Source organism: Diplocloster hominis, assembly GCF_032380655.1.
GTDB classification, from domain to species: domain Bacteria; phylum Bacillota; class Clostridia; order Lachnospirales; family Lachnospiraceae; genus Diplocloster; species Diplocloster hominis.
In genome coordinates this window covers 20625-47310 of sequence record NZ_JAWDIY010000004.1, presented here as the reverse complement: position 1 = coordinate 47310, position 26686 = coordinate 20625, and the positions used below count along the sequence as shown (strand labels likewise).

At 48.4% G+C, this 26686-nt stretch carries 12 protein-coding genes; 10 read left to right on the top strand and 2 right to left on the bottom strand.

From position 1 onward, the window contains the following. The first annotated feature begins 50 nt into the window (after positions 1–50). Complete coding sequence (locus ABC831_RS05020) at positions 51–1556, top strand: L-fucose/L-arabinose isomerase family protein (protein ID WP_343247151.1); 1506 nt, start codon at positions 51–53, stop codon at positions 1554–1556. A gap of 100 nt (positions 1557–1656) precedes the next feature. Here ABC831_RS05020 and ABC831_RS05015 read toward each other — a convergent pair whose 3' ends face one another. Together ABC831_RS05015 and ABC831_RS05010 are read right to left on the bottom strand one after the other, a co-directional pair. After that, positions 1657–3324: a M56 family metallopeptidase gene (locus ABC831_RS05015; RefSeq protein WP_343247150.1), complete on the bottom strand. Its 1668-nt coding sequence runs from the start codon at positions 3322–3324 to the stop codon at positions 1657–1659. Continuing rightward, the gene (locus tag ABC831_RS05010) at positions 3321–3704 is read right to left on the bottom strand and encodes a BlaI/MecI/CopY family transcriptional regulator (protein WP_343247149.1); all 384 of its coding nucleotides are present in this window, start codon (positions 3702–3704) and stop codon (positions 3321–3323) included. The genes ABC831_RS05015 and ABC831_RS05010 overlap by 4 nt, the downstream gene beginning before the upstream one ends. 288 nt (positions 3705–3992) lie before the next feature. Between ABC831_RS05010 and pckA the strand changes: the two genes are divergently transcribed. The 9 genes from pckA (at position 3993) to ABC831_RS04965 (ending at position 26635) form a co-directional block, all read left to right on the top strand. Further along, the gene (gene pckA, locus ABC831_RS05005; RefSeq protein WP_343247148.1) at positions 3993–5597 is read left to right on the top strand and encodes a phosphoenolpyruvate carboxykinase (ATP); all 1605 of its coding nucleotides are present in this window, start codon (positions 3993–3995) and stop codon (positions 5595–5597) included. A 208-nt stretch (positions 5598–5805) separates the two neighbouring features. Beyond that, positions 5806–7191, top strand: a complete 1386-nt coding sequence (locus ABC831_RS05000; protein WP_343247147.1) for an ABC transporter substrate-binding protein — start codon at positions 5806–5808, stop codon at positions 7189–7191. Positions 7192–7246: 55 nt separating this feature from the next. Then, positions 7247–8119 carry a carbohydrate ABC transporter permease gene (locus ABC831_RS04995; protein WP_343247146.1) on the top strand — a complete coding sequence of 291 codons (873 nt, stop codon included), beginning with the start codon at positions 7247–7249 and terminating at the stop codon, positions 8117–8119. Between the two features lie 12 nt (positions 8120–8131). Next, a complete protein-coding gene (locus ABC831_RS04990; RefSeq protein WP_343247145.1) occupies positions 8132–8959 on the top strand; it encodes a carbohydrate ABC transporter permease in 828 nt (275 codons plus the stop codon). A 4-nt stretch (positions 8960–8963) separates the two neighbouring features. Then, positions 8964–10226, top strand: coding sequence for a Gfo/Idh/MocA family protein (locus ABC831_RS04985; RefSeq protein WP_343247144.1), 1263 nt, complete (start codon positions 8964–8966; stop codon positions 10224–10226). 186 nt (positions 10227–10412) lie between these two features. Next, entirely contained in the window at positions 10413–12194 is a 1782-nt protein-coding gene (locus ABC831_RS04980) for a sensor histidine kinase (protein ID WP_343247143.1), read from the top strand. Further along, positions 12172–13695: a response regulator transcription factor gene (locus ABC831_RS04975; protein ID WP_343247142.1), complete on the top strand. Its 1524-nt coding sequence runs from the start codon at positions 12172–12174 to the stop codon at positions 13693–13695. Before ABC831_RS04980 ends, ABC831_RS04975 begins: the two co-directional genes overlap by 23 nt. 112 nt (positions 13696–13807) lie before the next feature. Further along, positions 13808–18565 carry a LamG-like jellyroll fold domain-containing protein gene (locus tag ABC831_RS04970; protein ID WP_343247141.1) on the top strand — a complete coding sequence of 1586 codons (4758 nt, stop codon included), beginning with the start codon at positions 13808–13810 and terminating at the stop codon, positions 18563–18565. A 255-nt stretch (positions 18566–18820) separates the two neighbouring features. Further along, complete coding sequence (locus ABC831_RS04965; protein ID WP_343247140.1) at positions 18821–26635, top strand: InlB B-repeat-containing protein; 7815 nt, start codon at positions 18821–18823, stop codon at positions 26633–26635. Positions 26636–26686 lie beyond the last annotated feature (51 nt).

The window sequence follows — 26686 nt, the reverse complement described above, 5'->3', positions numbered from 1 at the left end:
AACGGTGTACCTGAATTTAATGCGCAGTAAATGCGCTACTGGAGGAAAACATGGAAAAATTAAAACAAACAAAACCGGCTAGGATCGGTATTTATACAATGGGATTAAAGCCCTACTGGGATCAATTCCCCGGATTGCGCGAACGAGTGATTGAGTATGCAGAATTTATTGCCGGAAAAGTCCGGGAAATAGGCAATGCACAGGTATTCTTATACGGTTTGGTGGACTGTTCCGAACGAGGAGAGGAGGCGGGAAAATATTTTAACGCCAACAATGTGGATCTGATCTTTGCCCATGCAGGTACCTATGTAAACAGCGCCTCGGTTCTGCCGGTTCATCAGGTCTGCAAAGCCCCGGTCGTCATCCTGAATCTTCAGCCCACAGCCAGAATCAACTATGCCCGGACTACGACCGGCGAGTGGCTGGCCCACTGCGGGGCATGTCCGGTACCTGAGATGACCAACGCATTCAACCGGTCCGGCATAGAATGCCACATCATCAATGGCCTGTTGGGACTTGATTATACGCCTGAGATCTCCATGACGGATGAGAACACGGCCTCCCGACCGGAAGCGGTCCGGGCCTGGAAACAGATAGAAGAGTGGGTTTTGGCCGCCAGCGTGAAAAGCGGGCTGTCCAATGCCAGATTCGGTTTTCTCGGCAACACCTTCAACGGGATGCTGGATATGTACAGTGACTTTACCATGTTCCAGGGACAGACGGGAGCCCATCTGGAAGTGCTGGAGATGTGCGATCTGAACCGCATGCTGGATACTGTAACAGAGGAGGAAGTGGAAGCGAAGAAAAAGGAAATCACTGAATTTTTTATCATCAGCGAAGACTCCCCTTCGGATCCGCTGGCCAAAAAACCTACTCCGGAACAATTGGAATGGTCTGCGAAAGTGGCAGTTGCCCAGGAAAAACTGGTAAAAGAATATGATTTGGACGCTTTGACTTACTACTATCACGGAGCACCTGGCGGATACTATGAAAAAATACAGGGCGGCTTTATCGTAGGCCATTCCCTGCTCACCGCAAAAGGAATTCCCTGTGCCGGGGAAGGAGACTTAAAGACCTGCCTTGCCATGAAAATCTGTGATATCGTAAACAGAGGCGGAAGTTACTGCGAGATCGTCGTCACCGACTATGAGGACGGTACGATCCTTCTGGGCCATGACGGCCCATTCCATCTGGCTATCGCAAACGGCAAGCCCATCCTGCGCGGCATGGGACTGTATCACGGGAAACAGGGGACCGGGGTCTCCGTAGAGGCGAAAGTAAAAGCCGGAGCTATCACCAATCTGGGCTGTACCCAGAACATAGACGGAAGGCTTAAATTTATCATCACAGAAGCCGAAGCGACCAACGGTACCATTATGACGATCGGAAACACACAGACTCCGGTGAGATTCAAAAAAGATCCGGATGCCTACATGGACGAATGGTTTGCACAGGCACCCACACATCACTTCGCCATGAGCGTGGGACATAATGCTTCCCTCTTCGAGAAGATCGCGGTGATGCTTAAGATACCGTCTGTGGTTCTGGACCAGTAAATAAATACCCTGAAGTCTGAAACTGGTGGAAATTAACCTGTCCGCCGGTACCCGGCTTCGGGGTATTTTCGTGGTGTTTACGAAAGTAGAATACTAAGGATTAAGCCCCCTCTGAAGAGAAGTATAAGACCACCTGCTGACCGGCAAACTGGATACTGATCATGCGGCTGCCTTTTTCATATAGGCCACCGACCGTGGTATCCTCATAAAAATCCCGGAGTGTCTGCCAGCCGTCAGCCGCCAGTGTCTGGAGGTAGGCTTCCATCTGTTCCCGGCTGACATCCTGATAGCAGACGGCACAGTATCCTTTCTCATCATCTGGTGTCATCCAGAGCAGGTGGTCAAAATCAGGCCGCGGAACACCTTCGGTATAACTGTTTGCCAGCCAGGGGTCCCCGGTAAGATTATCCCATAATACAAGCAGTTCTGAATAAAGCTCCTGGGACAGCACAGAGCAGAATCCGTCTGTACCTGACTGAAGGACAGCTCTGCCGTCTTCCGGCAGATAGGCATAGTAGTCATGAATCTCATTCGCATTCGGGAATGTCTGGCGTATCTGATAGCATTCGGACAGCGCAGAGATATCACTGCCCTCCCATGCGGCGGATTTTACCATAACATCCATGATGATGGCATTCGCTAACCCGCCGTCTTCCAATGGAACTTCTGATAGCACCTTTCCATTTTCCAGCTTTGCTATTCGGTACTGCGGCATTTCTGCGGCGTTGTCGCCAACATAGGCGGTCCGCGCATTCCATAGTTCCTGCGGATTCAGGACCTGTGCCTCCTCCGGTTTGGATTCACTTCTATTTGCTGCACTTCCGAAAGTTATGGCAACCGCTGTCACAGTCACGATCACAACAGCAGCCAGTGAGATCAGCAGAGTTTTCGGCTGCCTGGCGATGCACCTGATCCGCTCAGTCATTTCTTTCTTGCCGCCGGTCATGGTGGTTGCGCAGCAGAAGAGCTGAGAGGGCTTTGCGGGAGCGGTGGACATTTCGATGATCATCCTGCCATACTCCACTCGGTTTTCGCTGCCCAGCTTCCCCAGAGTTCCCTCGTCACAGGCCAGCTCGCTGTCTCTGCGGGATAATACAGCGGCAAGCCATACCAGCGGATTGAACCAGTGGATGCACAGACAGAAAATGCGGATAAGAGCCCACAGATAATCCCTGTGCCTGTAATGGGTCAGTTCATGTGCCAGAACAAACGCGGTGCGCTTTTCATCGGCCAGGCTGTCCGGTGTCAGGTAGACGGCAGGCTTTGGGATTCCATACAGGCAGGGGGAGGGCAGGTGTTCTGTCAGATAAACCGGAAGAGGAGAACCGGGTACTTGGATCTGCCTCCTGTTCTGCTTCAGTTTTCGGCCCAGACGGGCGTTGGATGCTGCAAAAAATACACCGGTCAGCAGCATGCCGCAAAGCCAGATATACCGTGCGGTCCAGACGATAGGCGTTGTGTTTGCCGCAGGACCTGCTGCGGATCTGCTGTTTTGGACAACAGGGGTATGATTTCCCGTCAAAGCCCCCTCCGCTGGGGGAGAGCCGCCCGCCTGCTGCATGTCTGCCGGTACGAACGTCTGCGTATCCGGTAGGATATTCATCACACTGACAGGATTTTCAAACAGGGGAAACGGCAGAAGCAGACGGATGGCCGCCAGCATCCACAGAGTATATTGCAGCTGTGAGGATATGTGACCCCGGAGCAGATACCGAAGCGCGATAATAATCAGGATCAGAACGGATGAGGTGATGATGGTTTCTATCATGATTCCACCTCCGCCTGTTCTAAAATAGCATACAGCTCATCGATTTCCTCTTTGGTAAGCTGGTTTTTGCGTACCAGGGTGCTCATCATCAGGCTGGCGGAGCCTTCAAAGGCCCGGTCCAGCAAAGAGCGGGTCTCGGCGACCGCCACATCATCCCGCGCAACGTTGGGATAATATTGCTTTGCCCGTCCGACCACTTCATAGCGCAGAATTCCTTTGTCCGTCATGCGTTCCAGCATGGTCTGGACGGTACTGCGGCTCCAGCCGGGATTTTCTTTTAATTCATGGCAGAGCTGTACATAGGTGCGGGGAGCTTTCTCCCAGAGCTTTTCCATAATGTGCCATTCGCTTTTTCCAAGTGTATTGGTTTCGTTTGCCATTCGTTCCCTCCGCTGCACGACAGTAGTCGTTCTTTTTTGTACCGTATCATATTGCATGACAAATGTCAAGCTAAAGAGGAGTTATTACAATATCTATGCCGGTTCTTAACGGATTCGCTTAACCGGTGCTTCGTGCCCATAGCGATAAAAATGAAAAAATTATATAGACTTTTTGGTTTAATATTGTATAATAGAATTTGGTTATAAGTTGTGACTTGTATCCGGCGGGTTAAGTGTTAAAATGGTTACTATTAAACAATACAATACAGAAAAGAGAGGTTAAGTGTTATGGCAAACATCGATTTGAGCCAGTATGGCATTAAAGGAACCAAAGAAATTGTGTACAATCCTTCTTTTGATACTTTGTTCGAAGAAGAGACCAGACCGGACCTGGAAGGCTTTGAAAAAGGACAAGTAAGTGAACTCGGTGCGGTGAATGTTATGACCGGTATTTATACAGGCCGTTCCCCCAAAGATAAGTTTATTGTCATGGATGAAAATTCCAAAGACACGGTATGGTGGACTTCTGATGAGTATAAGAATGATAATCATCCGGCCAGCCAGGAAGCTTGGGATACCGTGAAGAAAATTGCTCTGGAAGAGCTCTCCAACAAGAGGCTTTTCGTTGTGGATGCATTCTGCGGAGCCAATAAAGATACCCGTATGGCGATCCGTTTCATCGTTGAAGTGGCATGGCAGGCTCATTTCGTTACTAACATGTTCATCCAGCCCACCGCTGAGGAGCTGAAGGACTTTAAGCCGGATTTCGTTGTATACAATGCTTCCAAGGCAAAAGTGGAAAATTACAAAGAATTGGGCCTGAATTCTGAGACGGCGGCAATGTTCAACATTACCAGCCGCGAGCAGGTTATTGTCAATACATGGTACGGCGGAGAGATGAAGAAAGGTATGTTCTCTATGATGAACTACTATCTGCCGCTGAAGGGAATTGCTTCCATGCATTGTTCTGCCAACACGGATATGAACGGCGAAAATACTGCTATTTTCTTCGGTCTCTCCGGAACAGGCAAGACCACGCTGTCAACCGATCCGAAGCGTCTGCTGATCGGAGACGATGAGCACGGCTGGGACGACAATGGCGTATTCAACTTCGAAGGCGGATGCTATGCCAAAGTAATCAACCTGGATAAAGAATCCGAGCCGGATATCTACAATGCGATCAAGCGCAATGCTCTTCTTGAGAATGTTACGCTGGATGCTGACGGCAAGATTGATTTCGACGACAAGAGTGTGACGGAAAATACCCGTGTATCTTATCCTCTTGATCATATCGAGAAGATCGTACGCCCGGTTTCCGCTGCTCCTGCTGCAAAGGATGTTATCTTCCTGTCTGCAGACGCCTTTGGTGTTCTTCCTCCGGTATCGATCCTGACTCCGGAGCAGACACAGTATTATTTCCTGTCCGGATTTACAGCAAAACTTGCCGGAACCGAGCGTGGTATCACAGAGCCTACGCCTACATTCTCAGCCTGCTTCGGCCAGGCATTCCTGGAGCTGCATCCGACCAAGTATGCAGAGGAGCTGGTTAAGAAAATGCAGGAGAGCGGTGCGAAGGCATATCTTGTGAATACAGGATGGAATGGCACCGGAAAACGTATCTCTATCCGTGACACCCGCGGTATCATCGATGCGATTCTCGATGGTTCTATCGCAAAGGCACCGACCAAGAAGATGCCGTACTTCAACTTTGAAGTTCCCACAGAGCTTCCCGGCGTAGATCCCAAGATCCTGGATCCCCGCGACACTTACGCGGATGCTTCTGAATGGGAAGCTAAGGCAAAAGATCTCGCACAGCGCTTCGTGAAGAACTTTGCGAAATATGAGGATAATGAGGCAGGTAAAGCTTTAGTTGCTGCCGGACCTCAGTTATAAAATAAACAGGATATTTCCCCCGGCAGTCTCTGCCGGGGGTTTTTGTGTATCAGGAAGCAATAAGCTCTTTTAAGTGCTGAAGGGCACATATGGTAAAAAAAGTGCACACCGGGAAGTCAGGTCTGTTAGTTTTAAAAGGATAAGCGTTGTGGTAAATTAGGATCATCAGAAAAATGATGATTCAGAAAAGATAAAAGGAGGCAGTTATATGAGAAAATCAACAACGAAAGTCCTGTCCGCAATCTTAGTGGCGGGAATGACTATGTCTATGCTGGCAGGATGCGGAGACAAAGCGGCAGAAAGCACAGCAGAAGGATCCGGAGGCGGAACTGCAGACGCAAGCGCGACCCCTGCGGCGGATGATGCCGCAGATCAGGAAGCCGGTGATTCCGACTCAAAAGAGAAAAAAGAGATCACGCTGATGGCTTCCCAGAACTGGATCAAGGATGTGGACAACGAACTGTTTGATGCGTTTGAAAAAGAGACCGGTATCAAAGTAAAAGTATCCCTGACACCGGACAATGAATACAAAACTCTTCTTGGAACCACGCTTTCCGGTGGAAGTGACGCAGTTGATATGTTCATGTATCCTGCGGGCTCGGAGATGGAATCCGGCGGTATACCGGATGTGGCGGTTGATTTGAGCGGCGAGCAGTGGGTAGCCGATCTGGAAAAATGGGCAGTGGATGCCAACAGCTACGATGGCAAAGTGATCGGATTTAGTACCTGGGGGATTGACTATGAAGGTATTCTTTACAATAAGACCTTCTTTGAAGAGAACAATCTGGAGGTTCCGACTACATGGGATGATTTTATGGCACTGTGCGATCAGATCAAGGGACTGGGCAAAACGCCGCTGTACGAAGGAATCAACGGGACATGGCATACACAGTCCTGGGTATACGGGATGACCCCGTGTATGGCTGCTGAGAAACCGGACTTTGTGGAATACCTGAATCAAAGCAAAGATAATAAACTCGCGGATATCACATGCCTGAAAACGGGGCTGGAACAGCTCTCACAGCTTCTGTCTGCGAAAGATGGCAACAATCCGAAGTATTATACCAATGACGGACAGGCAGAGGACTGGTTCGGCAGCTATACTTCCCTTCAGGAGCAGGAAACGGTCATGATGTTTACATATTCTTCCTATGCAGCTGAATTGGCAGCCAATGGAGCAACCGATGAGTTCGGTATGTTCCCGGTACCGCTTCTGGACAACCAGACAGCAGTCAGCAATGGTGGGGGAGTCTCCAAATTTATCAATAAAAACAGTAAAGCGATCGATGAATGCAAAGAATTGTTAAACTTCCTGGCAAAGAAAGAGAACCTGGAAACCTACTATGCCGCGCGCACGGATTTGGTTACTTCCGCATTTAAGGATGTGGAAAGCGTAAAACCTACCACTGCTACGACAGAAATTATGGAGAGATCCAAAGGGGAACCGGTTGTCATGGGTATGAAGACTATATTGTACTGGGATCCCGATATGTATAAATATTTGCAGGGATTTGCGGACGGTAGTGTTACAGCGGATCAGTTTATTGAAAATGCCGATAATTACAGAGCGACGATGTTTGACACGGCTGAGTAAAAATGATTGGAGTGGAACACATTGTTCCACTCCAATTTAATGAAAGGAGCAATAAGTGTATAATAAAAAAATCTATAAACGTTATTTTACTCTTCCCGCCGTCTTTCTTTATACTTTGTTGTTTATGGTTCCTGTTATCCTGAATTTTGTCTATTCATTCACGAACTGGAATGCGATCAAGATGACTCATGAAACTGCGAGATTCATCGGTCTGGACAATTACATAAAGATCTTCCAGAACAAAGAACTGGCTTCCGTCATCTTAAGAACCCTGGTTTTCGCGGGGGTTACCACTATTTTCAAAAATGTGATCGGATTCCTGCTGGCCCTGGCGTTCAATGAAGGACTCAAGACAAAGAATATCCTGCGGGCGATTTTTTTTCTCCCGGCTATGCTGTCCCCGCTGATCATCGGTCTGATATTCGGTTCTATATTCATGAAGGCCGGATTTGCGAATCAACTGCTTTCTTCACTGGGACTTGAGAACCTGACCCGTGCTTGGCTGACATCCAAGGATACGGCGCTTGGTACGGCCATGTTCGTGGAAATCTGGAGGCAGGTAGGCTTTAATATGGTCATTTATCTGGCTGGTCTGCAGCTGATCGACAAGAGTTACTATGAAGCGGCTTCGGTAGACGGGGCAAACAAACGTCAGCAGCTTTTTTCTATCACGCTGCCGAGAATGATACCGTCCCTGATCATTAACCTGCTGCTGGCTCTTTCCCAGGGCCTGAAAGCATTTGACATCGTATTTGTGCTGACGGGCGGTGGCCCCAGCGGAGCTACAGAATTGATTAATACCCTGGTATTTAAGGAATTCGGAAAGAAACTATATGGAATGTCCTCGGCATATGGAGTGATCCTGTTCCTCATCACAGCGGCGGCCGGGCTTCTGGTATTGCGTATCAAAGATAATAATGACGATTAGGAGGGAGGAGCCATGAAAACAAAACATGAAAAAGCAATGATGGCGGTGAAGGAAGTCCTGTTCTGGCTGTTGTCCCTGATTGTAATCGTCCCGTTTCTGATCGTAATCTTTAATGCGTTTAAGACAAAGCCGGAAGCGATCAACATGCAGCTGACACTGCCAAAGGTCTGGCATTTTGAAAATTTTAAGCAGGTATGGGAACAGGGAAGTATCCTGAATTCTCTGGTCAACAGCCTGATCATCAGTATTACCTCCGTGGTTGTAACGGTGATCACATCCGCCATGTGCGCCTATGTGATCAGCCGGAACCGGACAAAAGAGAATCGGTTCATTTATTTGTATTTTGCCATGGGACTGATGGTTCCGGTCAGCATGGTTTCCATCGTGAAGGTGCTTCGGGTGATCCATCTGTATAACACATTGTTTGGAAGTATCCTGGTGTTTGTGGCTTTGATTCTGCCGCTGAGCGTATTCCTGTATTACGGTTTTATCACAGGGATTCCAAAGGAACTGGATGAGGCCGCGGTGATCGACGGCGCCGGGGCGCTGCGGATCTTTACACAGGTCGTTTTCCCGCTGTTAAAACCGGCTACTGTCACAGTCATTATGATTAATTTCCTGAATGTGTGGAATGATTTCCAGATTCCTCTGTATACACTGCCGGATCCGGATAAGGCAGTCATCGTGCAGAAGGTCTATAATTTCTATGGAACCTATACAGCCAGCTGGAACCTGGTAAGCGTTACAATACTATTTGCGATCCTGCCGATCCTGATCGTCTATATCTTCGGACAAAGATACATTATCAGCGGTATGGTGGCCGGATCGGTTAAGGGGTGAGTGTATGATAACAGCTGTATTAGCAGGAGCCGGCCAGCGCGGAGCACAGGTCTATGCGGAATATGCGGTCTCGCATCCCAATGAGATTAAGATCGTGGCGGTGGCGGAACCGAATGAAGAAAGACGCAGGGAATTTGCGGCTAGACACCGGCTTCCTGAGGATCAGACTTTTTCTGATTGGAAAGATATGTTCGCAGCCGGTAAGCTTGCGGATTGTGCCATGATCTGTACACAGGACCGGTTTCACACGGAACCTGTGAAGGAGGCGCTGAAGTCAGGCTATCATGTGATGTGCGAAAAACCCATGTCACCAGATGCCAAAGAGTGTATCGAGATGGGAAAGTACGCAGAGGAATACCATAAGACGCTGACGATCTGTCATGTGCTTCGCTATTCCCCGTTTTTTACAAAACTAAAAGAAATTCTGGACACGGAAGTAATCGGTGAAATCGTTTCGATCCAGCACATAGAGTGTGTCGGCTATTGGCATCAGGCCCACAGCTTCGTGCGCGGGAATTGGAGAAATTCGGATATGACAAGTCCTATGATTCTTCAGAAATCCTGTCATGATATGGATATTTTGAACTGGCTGATCGGAAAGCCATGTATTAGCGTATCCTCTTTTGGCTCTTTGAAACACTTTAAGGAGGAGAATGCGCCAAACGGAGCGGGAACCCGATGCCTGACCGACTGTAAGATCGAGGACAGCTGTCCGTACAGCGCGGCTAAGATCTATTGCCGGGATGAGGAATGGTATTCTGACACGATCAGGAAAGTGGTGGCCCTTAAGGGTTCGCAGGAGGCAGTAACGGAGGAGCTGAAAACAGGGCCGTACGGAAGATGCGTCTATCGGTGTGATAACAACGTGGTGGATCATCAGGTTGTCAATCTTGAGTTTGAGGACGGAGTGACCGTCAGCTTCACCATGTGCGCATTTACTTATGAGGGCAGCCGTACGATGAATATCATGGGTACAAAAGGCCAGATCTTATGTGATATGGAGAAAAATATAATCGAAGTCAAGGACTTCCTGACAGGTGATAAGACGAAGACGACCGTAAAAGTGGGTAATTCAGGGCATAGCGGGAGTGATGAAAAGTTTATGAAAGGTTTTATCAAAACAGTGGAAACAGACGGAGCTTTTACTCTGTCGGGGGCCCAGGTTTCTGTCAACAGTCACCTGATGGCATTGGCAGCTGAGGAGTCGAGAATTACCGGGAAGACGATCCATATGGAGGATTTCAGGAAAAGGGCAGAGCTGTCATAATATGAGTGCGGGGACGTTGGCAATTGTGATATAATGTTTTGAACAGACTGTACATTTGTGACGGTGTTCTTTTTCAGGTGCAAATGATTGCATAATCAGTAATATAGCGTCGGGTTGAGGCAATGTTTTGTATTTGTCAACCGGCGCTATTGAGCGTAACAGATCATATGAATGATGAGGTGTCCTATGGACAGAAAAACGTGTTCTCTGTCTCAGAAACTGTTCCGAACCTATGCAGGCTGGTTTTTGTTGTGCCTGTTTATTATCCTGTGTCTTGCGATCTGGTATGTGGCCACGGTGATTAGCCAGAACATCGCAGATACACGGGAGCAGCTCAGCCAGAATATCGATGAGAATATCGAGAATTATTTTAAGAATATGAATTCTTTTTCGATTGAACTGTTGAATTCCGGTGAATTCAAGAAAGCTGCTGTCAGCCGTCTTCCGAAAATAAGTGACACCGGAATGGGGGGAGCGTCTGAGGCCTTCTCTACCATGTATCTTGAGTCTTATAAAATGATACAGGAGAAGTACCGGATCGGGATTCTGGTGGATAATCAATATTATATATGGATGGGGCATAGCTATTATATCAGTCCGGTGGACACGGCACAGATCCATACGTATGACGACCTGGTGAGGGATGAAACCCCGGTTGTCAAGTACCTAAGTAAAAACGAATATCTGGAACAAACTGGGGGGGATCGCTTTGCAAAGGAAAAGGAGCAGAGCTATATCACATTGTCCAGAAGTATGGACCCGGGTAATAGGTATTTGAATGGGCGGGCGGTTCTGGAGATCATGACGGATGTGGATGAGTTTAAAAACATGATTTCCGGCTTGTCGGGAAATACCGACGGCCAGGGACTTCAGGTCAATATATACGATACATACGGACAACCAATCTACACAGAGTCGGATTTGAATCTCACGTCATATGTGGAGAAAGGAGTAACCGGTGTCTTACGTGAAAAGGGATCTATGATAGATGTCCATAAGATTTTTAACGGCAGGCTGACCGTTGTTTATACGATCGATAGCGCTACTTATTATAATAAGCTGTTTTCTTTCCTTATCATGGCCCTGTTCTTAAGCATCCTGATCTTTGGCGCGATCACGGTTATTACCTATAAGATCTCAGAGCAGATATCCAAGCCGATTCATAATATGTGCGGCCGGGTGCGGAGCATAGATCTGAAGCAGGGCATCCATTTTGAAAAAGTGGAAACCCACATTGATGAACTGGAATTTTTATCCGATTCCCTCAGGGAGATGAGCGTGGATCTGGGTGAGTCCCTTCAAAACATAATTACGCTGAAGGATTATGAGACACAGGCGAGAATGCTGGCGCTTCAGGCGCAGATGCAGCCTCATTTCCTGTTCAACACGCTGACTATGATCGGGACGTTGGCGGAGGAGGACGGAAATGTCAAGATTACGCGAATATGCCTGAATCTCACTAAGATGTTCCGCTATATTGCGGACAGCGGACAAGGCGGAGTCCGGATGTTTGAGGAGATACGTCATGTGGAGCAATATGTCGAGATCATGAAAGAACGCTTTCCGACATCTAAGGTGCAGATTGATATTCCTTTGGAGCTTATGAACTGCCGGATACCAAAGCTGATTGTCCAACCCCTGGTGGAAAATGCGTTTAAATATTGTAAGCGGCAGAAGCCGGAGATTACCGTTCGCGGCTATCTTATGGAGGATGGCAGGTGGACTGTGGAGGTAAAGGATAACGGAGACGGCTTCCCGATAGAGAAGAAAGAAGAGATCATGAAAAAATGCCGGGAAGGGATGAAGGATGAAAAAGCATTGTCCAGCCAGATAGATGGAATGGGATTGGTCAATGTGTTCGTCAGACTGAAGCTTTTCTTTGGGGAGAACATGACCTATCATATAGAAGCCCTGGAAGGAAAAATCGTGATCGGAGGATGTATGAATGGAGATGCAGGAACAATTTAAAATCAGGACACTGGTAGTGGAAGACGAGGAGAAAATCGCGGCCGGCATTTGCCATAAAATCCAGTCGGCGGATGTTATGTTTGATATCGTTGGATGTGCGTCAAATGGGAAGGAAGCGCTGGAAAAAATAGCCGAACTAAAACCCCATGTGGTTTTTACGGATATCGCTATGCCTGTTATGGATGGAATGCAGCTGTCCAGGGAGATCAAAAACAGCAGTCAGGATATTATTATTGTGATTATATCCGGGTATTCAAACTTTACTTATGCGCAGAAAGCGATCAGATATGGGGTGTTTAACTATCTTCTAAAACCATTGGAAGAGGAAGCACTGCGGGAAACGTTATTTGATATCAAAAAAAGCCTGTCCCATTTTGCCGTCCACAGACAGCGGCATGTCATTTATTCTGCTCAGTACCGGATTGTACCGGAACAGGGAGAAAGCTTTTTGCTGATAGAACTGTGTATGGGAAATGTGATCTATAATCTGCAGGATGAGGAAGTATGGCAATTTTATGAGGAACAGATGGGTGCGGTACCGTGGAAGGTCATCATGACGGAGCTTTGCGAGGAAGAGCAGGAATGGTTCGTGGCGGATGAACATTCTCCGAATCAAAAAATGATTGCCATAAAAGCGAAGCCGTCTGACGATTTTGTGATTGAAGAGCGCATGAAAGCATTGACCGCACTGGTGCAGGAGTATACAGAACTTCCGGTGACCATGTGCGGGGTACGCCAGGCTGTTTTGCAGAAGGATATCTGGGACGGTGCCAAGCAGCTGCGCAATGTTATCAAACAGCGGCTGGTTATCGGCAGAAACAATCTGTTTTTTTCAGATGAAGGAGGAACATATCGGCATGATCTTCTGGAAATCGTCAAGATGAAAATGAATACCTATATACGGCAATATTTTATCAGTACGAATCTGGAAAATTTTATGAATGAGATCCAAACGGTATTAGAATATATGGAGAGCAAACATGCCTCACAGGAAAGTATAGAAAAGCTCTGCCTCTATGTACTGAAGCTGCTGGAGTTTTCGAGACAGGAATATGGACAAAATTTTCTGGATGAAATGCAGATGCGTATGATCAGAAGTATCAGTATGTCCATATCAGAAAAAGAGCTGTTTGAAAACCTTATGCGTGAGTTTAAGAAGGTAAATAATTTTATGGAAAGTATATATGAGGACAAGGTAGAGAATCAGCTGCTGGACTATGTCAGCGAGAATTACCTGACGATCGAAAGTGTGGAACAGATCGCGGACGAGTTTGGTTATAATTACGCATATCTTTCCCGGCTTTTCAAGAAAAAAGCCGGAGTGTCCATGAACCGGTATATTACGGAAAAAAAGATAGGACTGGCAAAGCAGCTTTTGAAGGAAAATCCGAATATGAATCTGACAAAGATCAGCGATCTATGCGGTTATAATGACTATCGTTATTTCAGCCGGGTGTTTCGGGCTGAGACAGGAATGACACCGGGAGAATACCGGGAGTAAAAAAAGTCCACACTTACTGGTCAGGTCTGTCCCTTTTGTTTTGAATAAATTTCCTTATAATCAAATTATGTGGGTATTGCGTTCACTAATATGAGAAAGAGGAGATTGCAAAATGAGGAAAACTGTTTTATGGAAAAAAATGGTCGCCATTTTCGGCTGTGTATCCATGCTTATGCAGATTCCCGCGCTGCCGGCATATGCGTCGGAGTCGGATCAGATGACGGAACCAAAACTACGTTTTGAAATGGAAAGTCTGACAGGCGGCATGGTGGAGGAGAAGATCAGCGGGGCAAGTTATGCCGTAAACGGTAGCACCGCGCTTACGCAAGGCCGTCAGGGGGAGTATGCGCTGGAATTCAACGGTACCGATACGTACATCGATCTTGGCACGGACTTTCAGCCAACCAGCGCTTACACAATGATGGGGTGGATCAGGCAGGCGCCGAATCCGGCCGATGGACAGGCAGTATTTTATCGCGGGAACACAGGTAAAGTCGCGAATCAGCTGGGAGTCAATATAAAGAACGCACAGGTGTATCATGCAATGAGTGTGGGCAGTTCCAACTCCTCATTTCAGGAAGGCTTTTCAGAGGCCAGAGCAGATGTGGGACAGTGGCACCATATTGCTGTTGCCAGGGAGGCCGCGGTAGTATCTTTTTATATCGACGGAGCGCCGGCAGGTACACTGGCAGTGAGCGCAGATGATTTTGCAGCCACTGACTATCCACTGTACATAGGTATTAACTGTGATAAAGACGGAAATGTATACGCCAAGAATGCATTCAACGGAGCGATGGATGATCTGCGCCTGTATGATACTGCCATATCCGCAGAAGAAATTGCGGCGATCTATGACGCGGAAGCACAGAGTTCCTTTTCTATTGTGGAGGAAGAATCCGAAAACGGAAAGCTGACACTTACCTTTCCCAATATGCCGGCGGATGTGCAGGTCAACGAAGTTGCACTGAAAGCCACTGTCGATGGGGCAGAGAAGGCAGTCAATGTGACCGATTTCGCTTATGATTCGTCAACCGGCCAGGCTGTCGTTACGTATGATCCGTTTACGAACAAGACGGAATACGAAGTGACCGTTAAACTGGCGGTCACTTACGCCTGGGAAACATTAGAAACATCGGTGGTACTGCCGGGAGGCACCAACAAGGCGCCTGCGGCAGCGGATCTTAAAGTGACGAATCTTTCTGTATCTATGTTGGGGGAAGATCCCAGCGTAAAGGGGATGTTGAAAGCCGAATATACTTTTTCAGATGAGGACGGCGATGCCGAGGGGGATACAAAGTTTCAGTGGCAGATAGCAGACGCACAGGACGGGCCATTCGAGGATCTCTCCGGCATCTGCGCAGAGACGGTTATCCTGCTGGATAAGTACGAGGACAAGTATCTGCGCTGCAAGGTTACGCCTGCGGATGAATTTGGCAACAGAGGTACGGAATATTTCACACCGTCCACCTCTGCCCCTGTCAAGCACACCGACGGCAATCCGCTTACGGACTGGTTCTATGATGCGGAATTCGGAATTTCTCATCATTTCCTGTCCAATTACTTCAATCTTCCCGGTACTTACGCCGGTGACAGTGAAAAATGGGACCGGTCGACTACAACGTGGGATGAGTACGTCGGTCAGTTCGACGCGGAAGAATATGCGAAGCAGGTAAATGAGACAGGCGCGAAATATGTACTGCTCACCCTGGGGCAGAACTCCGGAAGCTACTGTGCCCCCAATGCGGTCTATGATAAGTATATGCGTGAGGCAGGGCTGTTAAAAGAGGGAGAGCAGAATCCCAAGACTACCTCTATGGAGAATGATCTTCCGATGAAGATTGCCAAGGCACTTGAACCTTATGGGATACGTCTGATGCTGTACCTGCCTTCCAACCCTCCTCATTCCGCCTGTTGGGATGAATCGGGTACTCCGAATGGATATGGCTATTTCAGCGATTATCTGGTGACAAAAAAAGTGTTTGACTATACGCCCGGCCAGGACGGCGTACCGTCTCAAAAAGCCAGAAAGGTGCTCTCTGAGATGGTGGCGTGGTGGTCCGAACACTATGGTGACATGGTATCCGGATGGTGGTTTGACGGCTTTTATCACAGCGGTGCAGGCAGCCAGCTGGATATGAGCCTGGAGTATAATGTCTCTTCATTGGCAAATGCTGCGAAAGCAGGCAACCCTTACAGCATTGTTACCTTTAACAAGGGTACCTCCGCCTCGGTCAATCACAGTAAAATTACTGATTATACGGACTATACGGCCGGAGAGGCAGGCGGGCTTAATCCCGGATTGTCTGACACTCGTTGGGCGAGCGGTGACTGTCAGCTCTTCCACTTCGCCCCTCTTGGTTCCACTGGCACATGGCAGAACCGCTGGGGCTGCAAGGGATCTTCGCGCAGTGTGGATGAGATGTATGAGGCGCGGACCGGAGCTATGGAAAATAATTTTGTACTCTGCTTTGATCTGAAAGTGAACGCGCGGGGTGAGTTGGATCCTACCGCATTTGATCAGCTAAGGCAGGTGAACGAACGGATAGATACGACGCCGCCCACCGCACCGTCCGCGCTGACGGCAGTTTCCACAGACAGTAATCAAATCCGCTTGGAATGGCAGCCCTCTGAGGAAAATGACGGCGTTATGAAAGGATATAACATATACCGCGATGGTGAGTTCCTTGCCTTTACGGAAAATACGAGCTATGTGGATACGAATACCAGGGAGAATACGGAATATACCTATACGGTAAAAGGAGTGAATGCAGCTAATCTTATAAGTGACAGTTCCAATGAAGCAAAAGTCACTGCCGGAAAAGATACAGAGGCTCCCCAAATTTATAAGGTAACCGCTGTATCTAGAACCTCCATAAATGTAATATTTGATGAACCGGTCACAAAAGTGACAGCGGAAAATGCAGAGAACTATACAATATCTTCCAGTGTAAAAGTAATAAAAGCTGAGCTGGGAGCAGATGGAAAAACTGTGACCCTGACAATTTCCGATATGAGTCCGGAAGATATGCTGGTTATCACGGTCCGCAATGTGACGGACACTTCAGAATCCGCAAACCTCTGTATAAAGGACAGGGCAGGTTTATCGCTGCGGACACACTACTACAAATTCGATGATATCTCCGGAGATACCATCAGGGATTTTTCCGGTGATGAAGACGGAACAAAGATCGGTACCTTAGAATCCGGAGACGGTAAAAATGCCGGTGCAGTTAAGCTTGACGGCAAAAAGAATGATGGGGTGCAGATCACTTCCTCCGCGTTTGCCGGTTCCGACAGTTTCACCATCTCGGCATGGTGCAACAGCCTGGGAGCCTCAGGCCAGTCGCAGACCCTGTTCTCAAGTGTCACCAGCGGGACTGCGGGCCAAAACGGCATATGGTTCTATATACACAGAGATTCCCGTAAGCCCTGTGTGGAAGTGGAATCCACGTCAGGCGGCGGTACACTCAATGGAAGCAAAGCGATAGAATTCAATCAATGGAATCATGTGGCGCTTACTTATGAAAACGGCACCATGATACTGTATTTGAACGGGGAAGAGATCGGATCCAAAGAAGGAATCGCGGGATTCGACGCCGGCAAATGGAAAAAGAATCTCTGCATGGGTGTCAATACCAGTGGCAGCAGTTATCTCCATGGTTTCAACGGCCTGCTGGATGAGTACAAAATCTATGCAGCAGCTTTGACTCCGGAAGAAATCAAAGCGCAGGCGGGCATGACGGAATATAAGCCGGTAATCTATGACGAAGACCATGCGTTTGACAAGGCCAACGCCAGGAATGAAGTCATCATTCATATGGACCCTAACGGTTACGGTGTAAGTAAGGTATCCTGCGGCACCGAGTTAGATGCCGGAAGCTATACAATTGCTCAGGATGGCACAGGGATCACATTGAAACCGGAATATCTGGGCACGCTTGATAACAGGACACATACGTTCCAGGTCACCTTCACGAGCGGCACAGATACGGAAACGGTGAATTTCCGGGTAAATGTGACAGACCGCACTGATCTAAAGAAACTGTATGAGGAAAATAAAGACCGGGCAGAGGAAGAATACCTGGAAGAGACATGGAAACCGTTTTCGGATGCATTGGCAGAGTCAGTGCGCACCCTGTTTGACGATGGTTTTTCCCAGCCTCAGATCGACAAAATGGTGAAAACCCTTTCAGATGCGGTGGATGGATTAAGAAAAGTGCCTGTAGCAGTAGAGAAATATAAGGTTACAGTAGAAGGCGGCTCAGGAAGCGGAGAATACAAAAAGGGCGAGACGGTGAGGATTACAGCGGCCATTCCTGAGGGTATGAAATTTATAAAATGGACATCAGCAGATGTGACTCTGGATAATGCGGGTGCCCAATCGACCAGTTTCCGGATGCCCGGCAAAAATGTCAGCGTAAGCGCGGAGTTTGAGAAGATCAAGGAGGAACCGCAGCCTACGGAAAAACCGGTTACGGTGGATAAGTCCGGGTTGCAGAATATATATGACAAATGCGTTAACCTGACACAGGACAAGTATACGGATGCCAGCTGGAAGACGTTTGCCGAAGCTAGGGATCATGCACTGAATGTTCTAAAGGATGACAAAACGGCACAACAGCAGGTAAATGAAGCAAAAGAAAAGTTGGAAAATGCGGTCAGGGGACTACAGGAGAAGAAACAGGATTCTGATGACCATTCGGACCAATCGCAGCAGTCAGATCAGTCCGGGCAGCAGACAGCAGATTCTCCGGAGACCGGAGACGGGGCACCCATCGCGTGGCTTTGGTTCATGCTGGCGGCCGGCGGGGCGGCAATAATCCTGCTGTTCAGAAGAAGATACGGGGATTCATCAGCACGAAAAAATTAATGTTTCATAAATAAGTGAAAGTACCCTGATAGTAAGATGCAGTAGAAGAGGGCTGTGTCAAACGGTCAGGGTGCTTTTTTCTATTACAAAGAGCCTTTGCCGGTTTTGTCCCCGTGGTTTTACCGCACAGCTGGTGTAAAAAAAGTCCACTGTCTCTGGTCAGGTTTGTACATTATCTTTCTATGGATTATCCGATATAATTTAATTAGCTCACACGAAGTGCTGGAAATAAAATACAACCTGAGGAGGGAGAAAATGCAGAAAAAGTATCGAGGTTTCAAAAGACGTCTTGCAATGTTATTGGCCTGTACGGTGATATTTACCTCACTGACAGGCCTCGAGGCATTTGCGGGAATTCTGGGTGATGCGGCTAAAGCGGGGTTTGTAAAGCTGAATGCTGAGGATACCACCTTTATCGCTACGCCTTATACGAACGAAAAGGGCGAAGTCGTGGAGGGGCTTGAGAATGCCGTGTCCGGGAAACGTCACTGGCTGGAGACGACAGAGCCGCTGCCGGTTGAAGTAAAAGAAGAAAAAGGCAGTCTGACGATTGGAAACGGTATTGTTGAACGAAAGTTTAAGGTACCGGAAAAAGGAGGCAGCGAATTCTATACGTCAAGCTACAAAAATCTGTATATCGACAAAGAAATGATGGACACGGACGACGTCAGGCCGGATGTGTATCTTGGACTTTACGATAAACCATATCGTGAGGTTTACAGTGATGAGGGGATAAAGATCACACATGATCCGATCTCTTCCGCTGACAATACGATTGAGATACCAAAAAGCTGTATCAAGGCAGATCCGGACTATTATTTTATCGGAGGAAAGCAAGCTGGAAATACCTTTGTCTTTGACGGTTATGAGATTCAGGAAACCTGTGAAAAACCCTTTGAGTGGACCCCTAACGAATTCTTCGGGGATCCGGCGGCGAAGGAATGGCCGCCGAAGGGAAAACATTTGGAATTCAACTTTTCCGCGCCGGCTGAATTCCCGCAGGCGTACCAGGGAATTAAGGTCAAAGTTATTTACGAGATGTATGACAATGTACCGGCTATGAAAAAAAGAGTCGAAATTACCAATACCGGTGATCAGCAGGTGATGATCGGCCGCCTGGCGCCTGAGGTATTAAACGGCAACCAGGATATGGAGGACCTGCTGGCGTTAGAGACAGACTTTACCTGCGGCGATCAGAGCACCCTTCCGATCAACAGGGCGCTTCCTTGTAAATGCGAACTGGAGAAAGAGGGCAGTCCATTCCTGGAGCTTAAGGATATCGCTCATACCTGTTATGAAGTGGGGCCGGCTTACGAGCTGGTAAAAGATCAATCGATGATTGGATATAATACTTACGAATTTACCCACAGCACCTACTGGTTTGAACTGAAGATGCGGGAAAGGCTGGGGATCTACCGCACGCTGTTCCCGTGGATAACGGATAATCCGCTGACCCACCATAATACGGGAGCATTGACGAAGGAAGTGATCGATGAAGCGGCGGCTGCCGAATTCGAGATGATCATCCAGTCCTACAGCGCGCCGGATTCTTCCGGACAGATGTTAACCCGTGATCAGAAAACGCTGGATCATTACAAGGAACTGGTAGATTATGCGCATAGCAAGGGAATCGCGATCGGGATCTATCAGGCGCAGTACCAATTAGGGCAATATAAGAAGGGCGAGGCATACGGCACGAACGCGACCGGACATTGGGACGGATGGTGTGTAGCCACTGCAGCCTTTGATGATTACTGGGATAATTTCAAAAATTTTGTTCAGTATACGGGACTTGACTGCGTGGAAATCGACGGTACGTATCCCGGGACCTATTGCAACAGCGGAGAAAAACATGTAAACGAGGATAAAGAGACCGATCCGGCGGATCCCACGGATACGACGACCGGAAAAGCTTCCAAATACAGTTTCCACAACGGTGTTTTCGACTCTGTGGTGAAACAGTGGGAGAACAGTGTACGCATGATGTGCAAGGATTTCCGCGACATGGGCGTATATATCAAGGTACCTGCGTGGTATTATTTGAACGGCGCAAATAAATGCGGTATCGGTTATGAGGAAGCAGCCTGGAGCCAGCCCCGGCATGAACAGCTGATGTATGGACGCCAGATTATGTATAACGCTTCCTATGGAAGGACCATGTCCATGAGCTGGTCACATGTACCGTTTGCCGAGTATCACGGCGGCGGCGGAGACGCGGCGTTTCAGCCGTTTAAAGACAAAAAAGAGGATTATAACTGGGTGATCGCGCAGAATGTGGGGAACGGAGTCAATTCCGACTTCCGGGGACCTCATTTATACGACGATGGAACGCAGGATATTCTGAATAAATGGGTGGAATTCTACAAGCGTTACCGGGGCATCGTGAATTCTGATATGGTACATATTTCACAGGCAACCTACGACGCTGCGGGAACCAACAGACAGCGCGGTACAAAGATGGATACGCTGTATCATGTCAACGCATTGAACGAGGGGGAAAAAGGCCTTCTCTGGGTATATAATCAGACGGACGAAGAGAGAACGGAGATTATTGACGTACCGATGTATTATACTGGCCTGTCAGAAGGACTGAATTATCCACCGGTACCGTTAAATGGGTCATTGGGCAAGGATGTCCACAGGTATGGGGCATATCCTCCGAATTACAAATGGATACCTCAGACAGAGGCGAATTACCGGCAGCCGGATACAAAGGCCGGTGATTACGGGGAAGCTGCATTCATGAAGCAGGGCGTTCAGTCAGAGGTATTATCCATTGATTCCAATGGAAATGCGCAGCTGAAAGTAACGCTGCCGCCTATGAGCTTTACCTACTACAGCATCTATGATACTGCAGAGGCGCCGGAAGTAACTCTGGAAGTAGGAAAAGTAAGCGGTCTTGAAGCCCGGGAGGTAACTGAGAATTCCGCAGAGCTACACTGGGACAAAGATGTCAGCTTTACTATGACAGAAAACGGCGTGGTAATCCCGAATCCGGCAGTTACGATTGACGGTTATATGGTCTATCGGGACGGCGATCTGATCGCTCAGACTATGGATAACACGTATACGGATTCCGGTCTGAAAGAGCAGCAGAAATACACCTACACAGTAAAGGCGGTAGCGAACGGTGTGGAAGGCGCATTGAGCGATCCGGCAGAAGTGGACACGCAGACCGACCTGACGGCTCCGCTGGTGGCTGGAATCAAGGCAATCAACGAAACCACCGTCGAGATCAGCTTTAACGAGAACGTAGATGCTGTAACGGCGGAGGATACCGCGAATTACAGCATTTCAGAGGGGATCGCGGTAAAAAGCGCTGCAGCAAAGGGCGAAAAAGTTACACTGACCACAGATAAACTTTCACTGCTGCAGCCTTACACACTGGAGGTAGAGAAGGTGTGTGACGCATCCAAAAACAAAAACGAGATGGAACCGTATGAGCAGAGAGTGATCTACGGCTACATTGCTAAGTTTGGATTTGAACAGGCAGACGAAGGTCTGATTACAGATGCTTTTCATAATTATACCGGCAAAGCCTATTATATGGATGAGCTGGAACAGACCTACGGATCTTCCGTAAGACTGAATACTGATAAAAAATCTTACGGCAATTTGGGAAGCGGACTACTGAAGGGAATGGAACAGTATTCCATGAGTGTCTGGTTTAAGACAGACCAGGCGGAAAAACAGGTTCTGTTAAGTCAGGGACAGGATAGAATTCCGGAGGATGACCTGACTCTCTGGACAGAGAATGGAAGTCTGAATTTCCACATCAGTGACGGGACTGGAAACGATGTCACACTCCAGGGCGGGACTATCGTTTCGGATCAGTGGAACCTGGCCGCGGCTGTGCGGGACGGGGACACCTTTACTCTTTATCTGAACGGGGAAGAGATAAGCACTCAGAGCGCACAGATAGGGGAGAATAATACACAGAATGCACTGTTAGCCGGAGCTATGACCAACAATGCAGGCGGTGACCGCGTGTATTTCTACAGCGGAGACTTAAGTGAGATATCCATTTATAATGTACCGCTGAATGCAGAGAATGTAAAATTACTTGCCCGGTCCGGACTGGCGGCCCTGAGCACGGTGATGGATGAGGCAAAAGCTGTGGATGGAAGCCTCTTTACTGACGAGACCTATCAGGCATTGAAAGCTGTTATGGATGAAGTGGACAGCAAGGATCCGGCCGGTATGATGCCTGCGGAGATTGCCGATATGATAGATCGGCTCCAGGAAGCACAGGACAAGCTGCAGCTGGCGGATGGCAGCAAAGAGCTGACGGCCCTTTACCATATGGATGAAGAAAAAGGTGAGACAATCGCAAACGCGATTCCGGGGCATAACGCGAAGTTTATAAACGGAGAATATATGAGGGTCGGGACACCGTTCCACCGGGGAGCATACCTGTACGAAAATATACAGAACTATATCTCGATCCCGGATTCACCTATCTGGGGGATGGAACAGTTCACGGTGAACGGCTGGTTTAAACCGCAGTTATATCTGGACACAGAGGTTACGGATACGATCGATCCGGATAACCAGGTGCAGGGTACGCCAAAGCAGGTGCTTCTGGCGGATCAGGAAGGGAACTTCGTACTGTCTCTTCAGAAGCGCAAACTGGTGCTGGAAATTTCCGACGGGAATACAACCGAGGTGTTGACGGCCCCGGAAGAATTTGCCATGGAGACAGTGACCGGAGGCGAGACACGCCAAGCATGGAACCATTTTTCCGTCGTTCGCAGCAAGGATACATTTACTCTCTTCCTGAACGGAACTCAGATGGGACAGGTATCACTTGAAAATGTGACAGTCGGGGATTCCCTTACGATCGGTGCGAAGCTGAATGAAAAGGAAAGAGAGCTTCAATATAATGGCTTGGTAGATGAATTCTCCTTCTACGGAGCAGCTCTTGAGGACGCGGATATTGAGGCAGCGTCACAGGCTATTCCCTTCCGCAAATCAGAGCGGGAAAACATCGCTCTGGGCAAGAAGCTGAACAGTGACGGTATGTCCGATGCGCAGCGGCTGAACGACGGCAAAGTATTGGATTTTGCCGGAAAAGAAAGAGATACGCCGTGGACGGCCCGTTCCAACGGTACAGTAGGGAATCAGGGACTGAAGTATGAGATCGATCTGGGTGCAGTTTATGATATCGATGCAATCTCCCTGACGCAGTTCTTCCGAAATTATAAAAACGAAGAGTTAAGACGATTCCGTGATGTCGTGATTCAGATATCAACGACGGCTGATTTTGCGGCGGAAAATACGGTGACCGTCCTCAATACGGATACGGAGAACCGGATGGGATGCGGAGCGGGAAGCGACCAGACCTTCTATAGCTTTGCACTGGGCAATGACTTTATTCTGGATCAGCCGGTACCCGGACGGTATGTGAGATTGAAAAACAGCGGTTTTTATAATCTGTCCGGAGGCTACTCGGGGTATGTGAATGTATCTGAGCTGGAAGTGTATGGCTCGAAGGCGCCCGCCGAACCGGAACTGAACGTTTCCGCCGAGGATATTGACCTGAAGGTGGCCGGAGACAGAGAATTTGTAAAGGTTACGGTTGATGCAGATACGAACCTGAGGGATCTGACGGTCACATCCGGCGATGAGGGAATCGCAACTGCAAACTGGAGCGCGGCGGATGGTCTGCAGATCAATGCGGTAAGCGGTGGAAATACGGATATTACACTGACGCATCCTAAGGACAACAGTTTGACAAAGGTGGTCCATGTAACGGTGGAAGGGTTGGAGCCGACAGCAGTGATCAATGATAATGATCCGGCGATTATCTATACCGGCGGTTTTTCTTACTACAACGGCCGGGGCGGTGACCCTGACGGAGTGACGGAATACAGCAGGGATATCCACTATGGAAATACGGGAGACGCAACTGCAGAATATACATTCACGGGAACCGGAATCGACATTGTCACGACGGTCAATGTGGACGGCTGCCTCCTGGGAGTCAGCATTGACGGGGAAGCACAGCCGGATGTAAACACAAAGACTCCGAATGATAAATATTTCAAACGGGCAAACCAGATGTGCGTATTCAGCAAAACGGATCTGTCATACGGCGAACATACCATTCGTCTGGAAAATAAAGGCGGAAACATCACAGTAGATGCCTTCCGCATCTACACCGATGAGAGCAAACATCTGATCTCCTTAGAGGATGTCAATGTGGAAACGCCTCTGCACGTGCTGCCGGTACTGCCGGAGACCGTGAAAGCTACTTACGGAGACGGACACGAGATGGATGTGACTGTGACATGGGATGAAGTGTCCCAGGATCAGGTCGAGACTATGCACGAATTTACGGTAGAGGGAAGTGTGGAAGGTACCGCGCTGAAAGCAAAAGCGATCGTGATAGTAGGGGAGGCCGAGACTTATGAGGTCGTCTTTATGATGGACGACAGCGAATATGCCAGAGCGTCCGCAGAAAAGGGACAGGAGATCACTATGCCGGAAGAACCGGTCAAGGAAGGCTTGCGTTTCACCGGGTGGTTTACCCAGGCTGCGGGCGGCGAGAAAGTAGAAGATTTTACGACATCTAAGATAGTCTATGCACAGTTTGAAGAGATTCTCTATCATATAACCGTATCTCAGACCGAGCATGGCGAGATCCAGGCAGATAAGGAAACGGCTGCCAAGGATACAAGAGTGTACATAAGTGTAACGCCGGAGAGCGGTTACCGCCTGACGCAGGACAGTTTAACGGTCTTGTTCGGGGAAACGCATGTCCCGGTGGAAGTATCCGGAGACAGCTACAGTTTCCTGATGCCGGAGGGTGATGTCAACATCACCGGAACTTTTGAACCGGCTCCCAGGTATATGGTAATTGTGACGGACGGAACAGGCAGCGGTGAATACGGAGAAGGCGATCAGGTCAGTATTACTGCAGACAACGCTCCGGAAGGAAAGGAATTTGACCGCTGGATCAGCAGCGATGTGGAGATCGAACAGCCGGAAGAGGAATCAACCACATTCATAATGATAGCGCAGGATGTAACGGTAACAGCCACATACAAAGATGTTCCTGTAATCGGCAAGTCATATAAGGTCACCGTAAAGGGTGGCAGCGGATCCGGTGATTTTGAGGAAGGGGCAGCAGTAGAGATTGTTGCCGATGACTTGGAAGGAAAACGTTTTGTAAAATGGATGTCGGATGATGTGGAGTTCGCAGATGCCGTGTCCGGGAAAACCAGTTTTATCATGCCGGGTAAAGATGTCACGGTGGAAGCAGTTTTCGAGGATATAGGAGAAAGTGACTACCTGGAGAGGACCGTGGATGATCCGGATCACAAAGGATTCTTAATCTACGGGCAGCAGGTCCATAAGAACGCAAAATTGTCGGTAGAAGAGTTGAAACTGGATGACTGTAATGGGTGTAAAGAATTCAGGGAGTATCTGGACAAGCATGAGGATTCCTTTGTCTGGAGCGGGAACCTGACACTCAGTGAAGACTTTAAAGGAGATATCACCGCTACTATTCCGACAGACCCCAAATTTAACGGCTCAAAAGTGCTGGTGCTTCACGCTGTACCGGCCGGGCTGGAACGGTTTGAAACCACGGTGAACGATGGCCGGGTAAAGGTTAACGTAAGCAGCCTTTCTCCGTTTGCAGTCTTTATAACCAAGGACGATGACCCTGTGATGACAGATAAATCCGGGCTGCAAAAGATTTATGATAAATATGCGGAGCTTAAGCAGGGAGATTACACGGACGAAAGCTTCAAGGTATTTTCCGATGCAAGAGCACACGCCCTTGCAGTTATGAAGGATGACAAAGCGACCCAGCAGCAGATCAATGAAGCGATTACGAAACTTGAGATCGCGGTAAAAGAATTGAAACTTAAGGATCAGAATAAGGGCAGCGATTCCGATCAGCAACAACAGTCTGATTCATCACAGCAGACGGCGGGGGCACCTCAGACAGGGGACAGCGCACCAATTGTTGTATGGGTATTGTTCGCGCTGGCAGCGATTGGAACAGTGATTTTCATACTGTATCGGAAGAGACAGAGCAGTGGTGGACACGGAACAGACTAATCCGAACGGATGTACAGAACCAGAAAGATAGTTAAAATAACAAGCAATAAA

Excerpts from the sequence above, each read along its gene's own strand:
- ABC831_RS04980 (WP_343247143.1), top strand. The coding sequence starts at position 10,413 with ATGGACAGAAAAACGTGTTCTCTGTCTCAGAAACTGTTCCGAACCTAT.
- ABC831_RS04970 (WP_343247141.1), top strand. The coding sequence starts at position 13,808 with ATGAGGAAAACTGTTTTATGGAAAAAAATGGTCGCCATTTTCGGCTGT.
- ABC831_RS05000 (WP_343247147.1), top strand. The coding sequence starts at position 5,806 with ATGAGAAAATCAACAACGAAAGTCCTGTCCGCAATCTTAGTGGCGGGA.
- ABC831_RS04990 (WP_343247145.1), top strand. The coding sequence starts at position 8,132 with ATGAAAACAAAACATGAAAAAGCAATGATGGCGGTGAAGGAAGTCCTG.
- ABC831_RS05010 (WP_343247149.1), bottom strand. The coding sequence starts at position 3,704 with ATGGCAAACGAAACCAATACACTTGGAAAAAGCGAATGGCACATTATG.
- ABC831_RS04975 (WP_343247142.1), top strand. The coding sequence starts at position 12,172 with ATGGAGATGCAGGAACAATTTAAAATCAGGACACTGGTAGTGGAAGAC.
- ABC831_RS04985 (WP_343247144.1), top strand. The coding sequence starts at position 8,964 with ATGATAACAGCTGTATTAGCAGGAGCCGGCCAGCGCGGAGCACAGGTC.
- ABC831_RS04965 (WP_343247140.1), top strand. The coding sequence starts at position 18,821 with ATGCAGAAAAAGTATCGAGGTTTCAAAAGACGTCTTGCAATGTTATTG.
- ABC831_RS05015 (WP_343247150.1), bottom strand. The coding sequence starts at position 3,324 with ATGATAGAAACCATCATCACCTCATCCGTTCTGATCCTGATTATTATC.
- ABC831_RS05020 (WP_343247151.1), top strand. The coding sequence starts at position 51 with ATGGAAAAATTAAAACAAACAAAACCGGCTAGGATCGGTATTTATACA.
- pckA (WP_343247148.1), top strand. The coding sequence starts at position 3,993 with ATGGCAAACATCGATTTGAGCCAGTATGGCATTAAAGGAACCAAAGAA.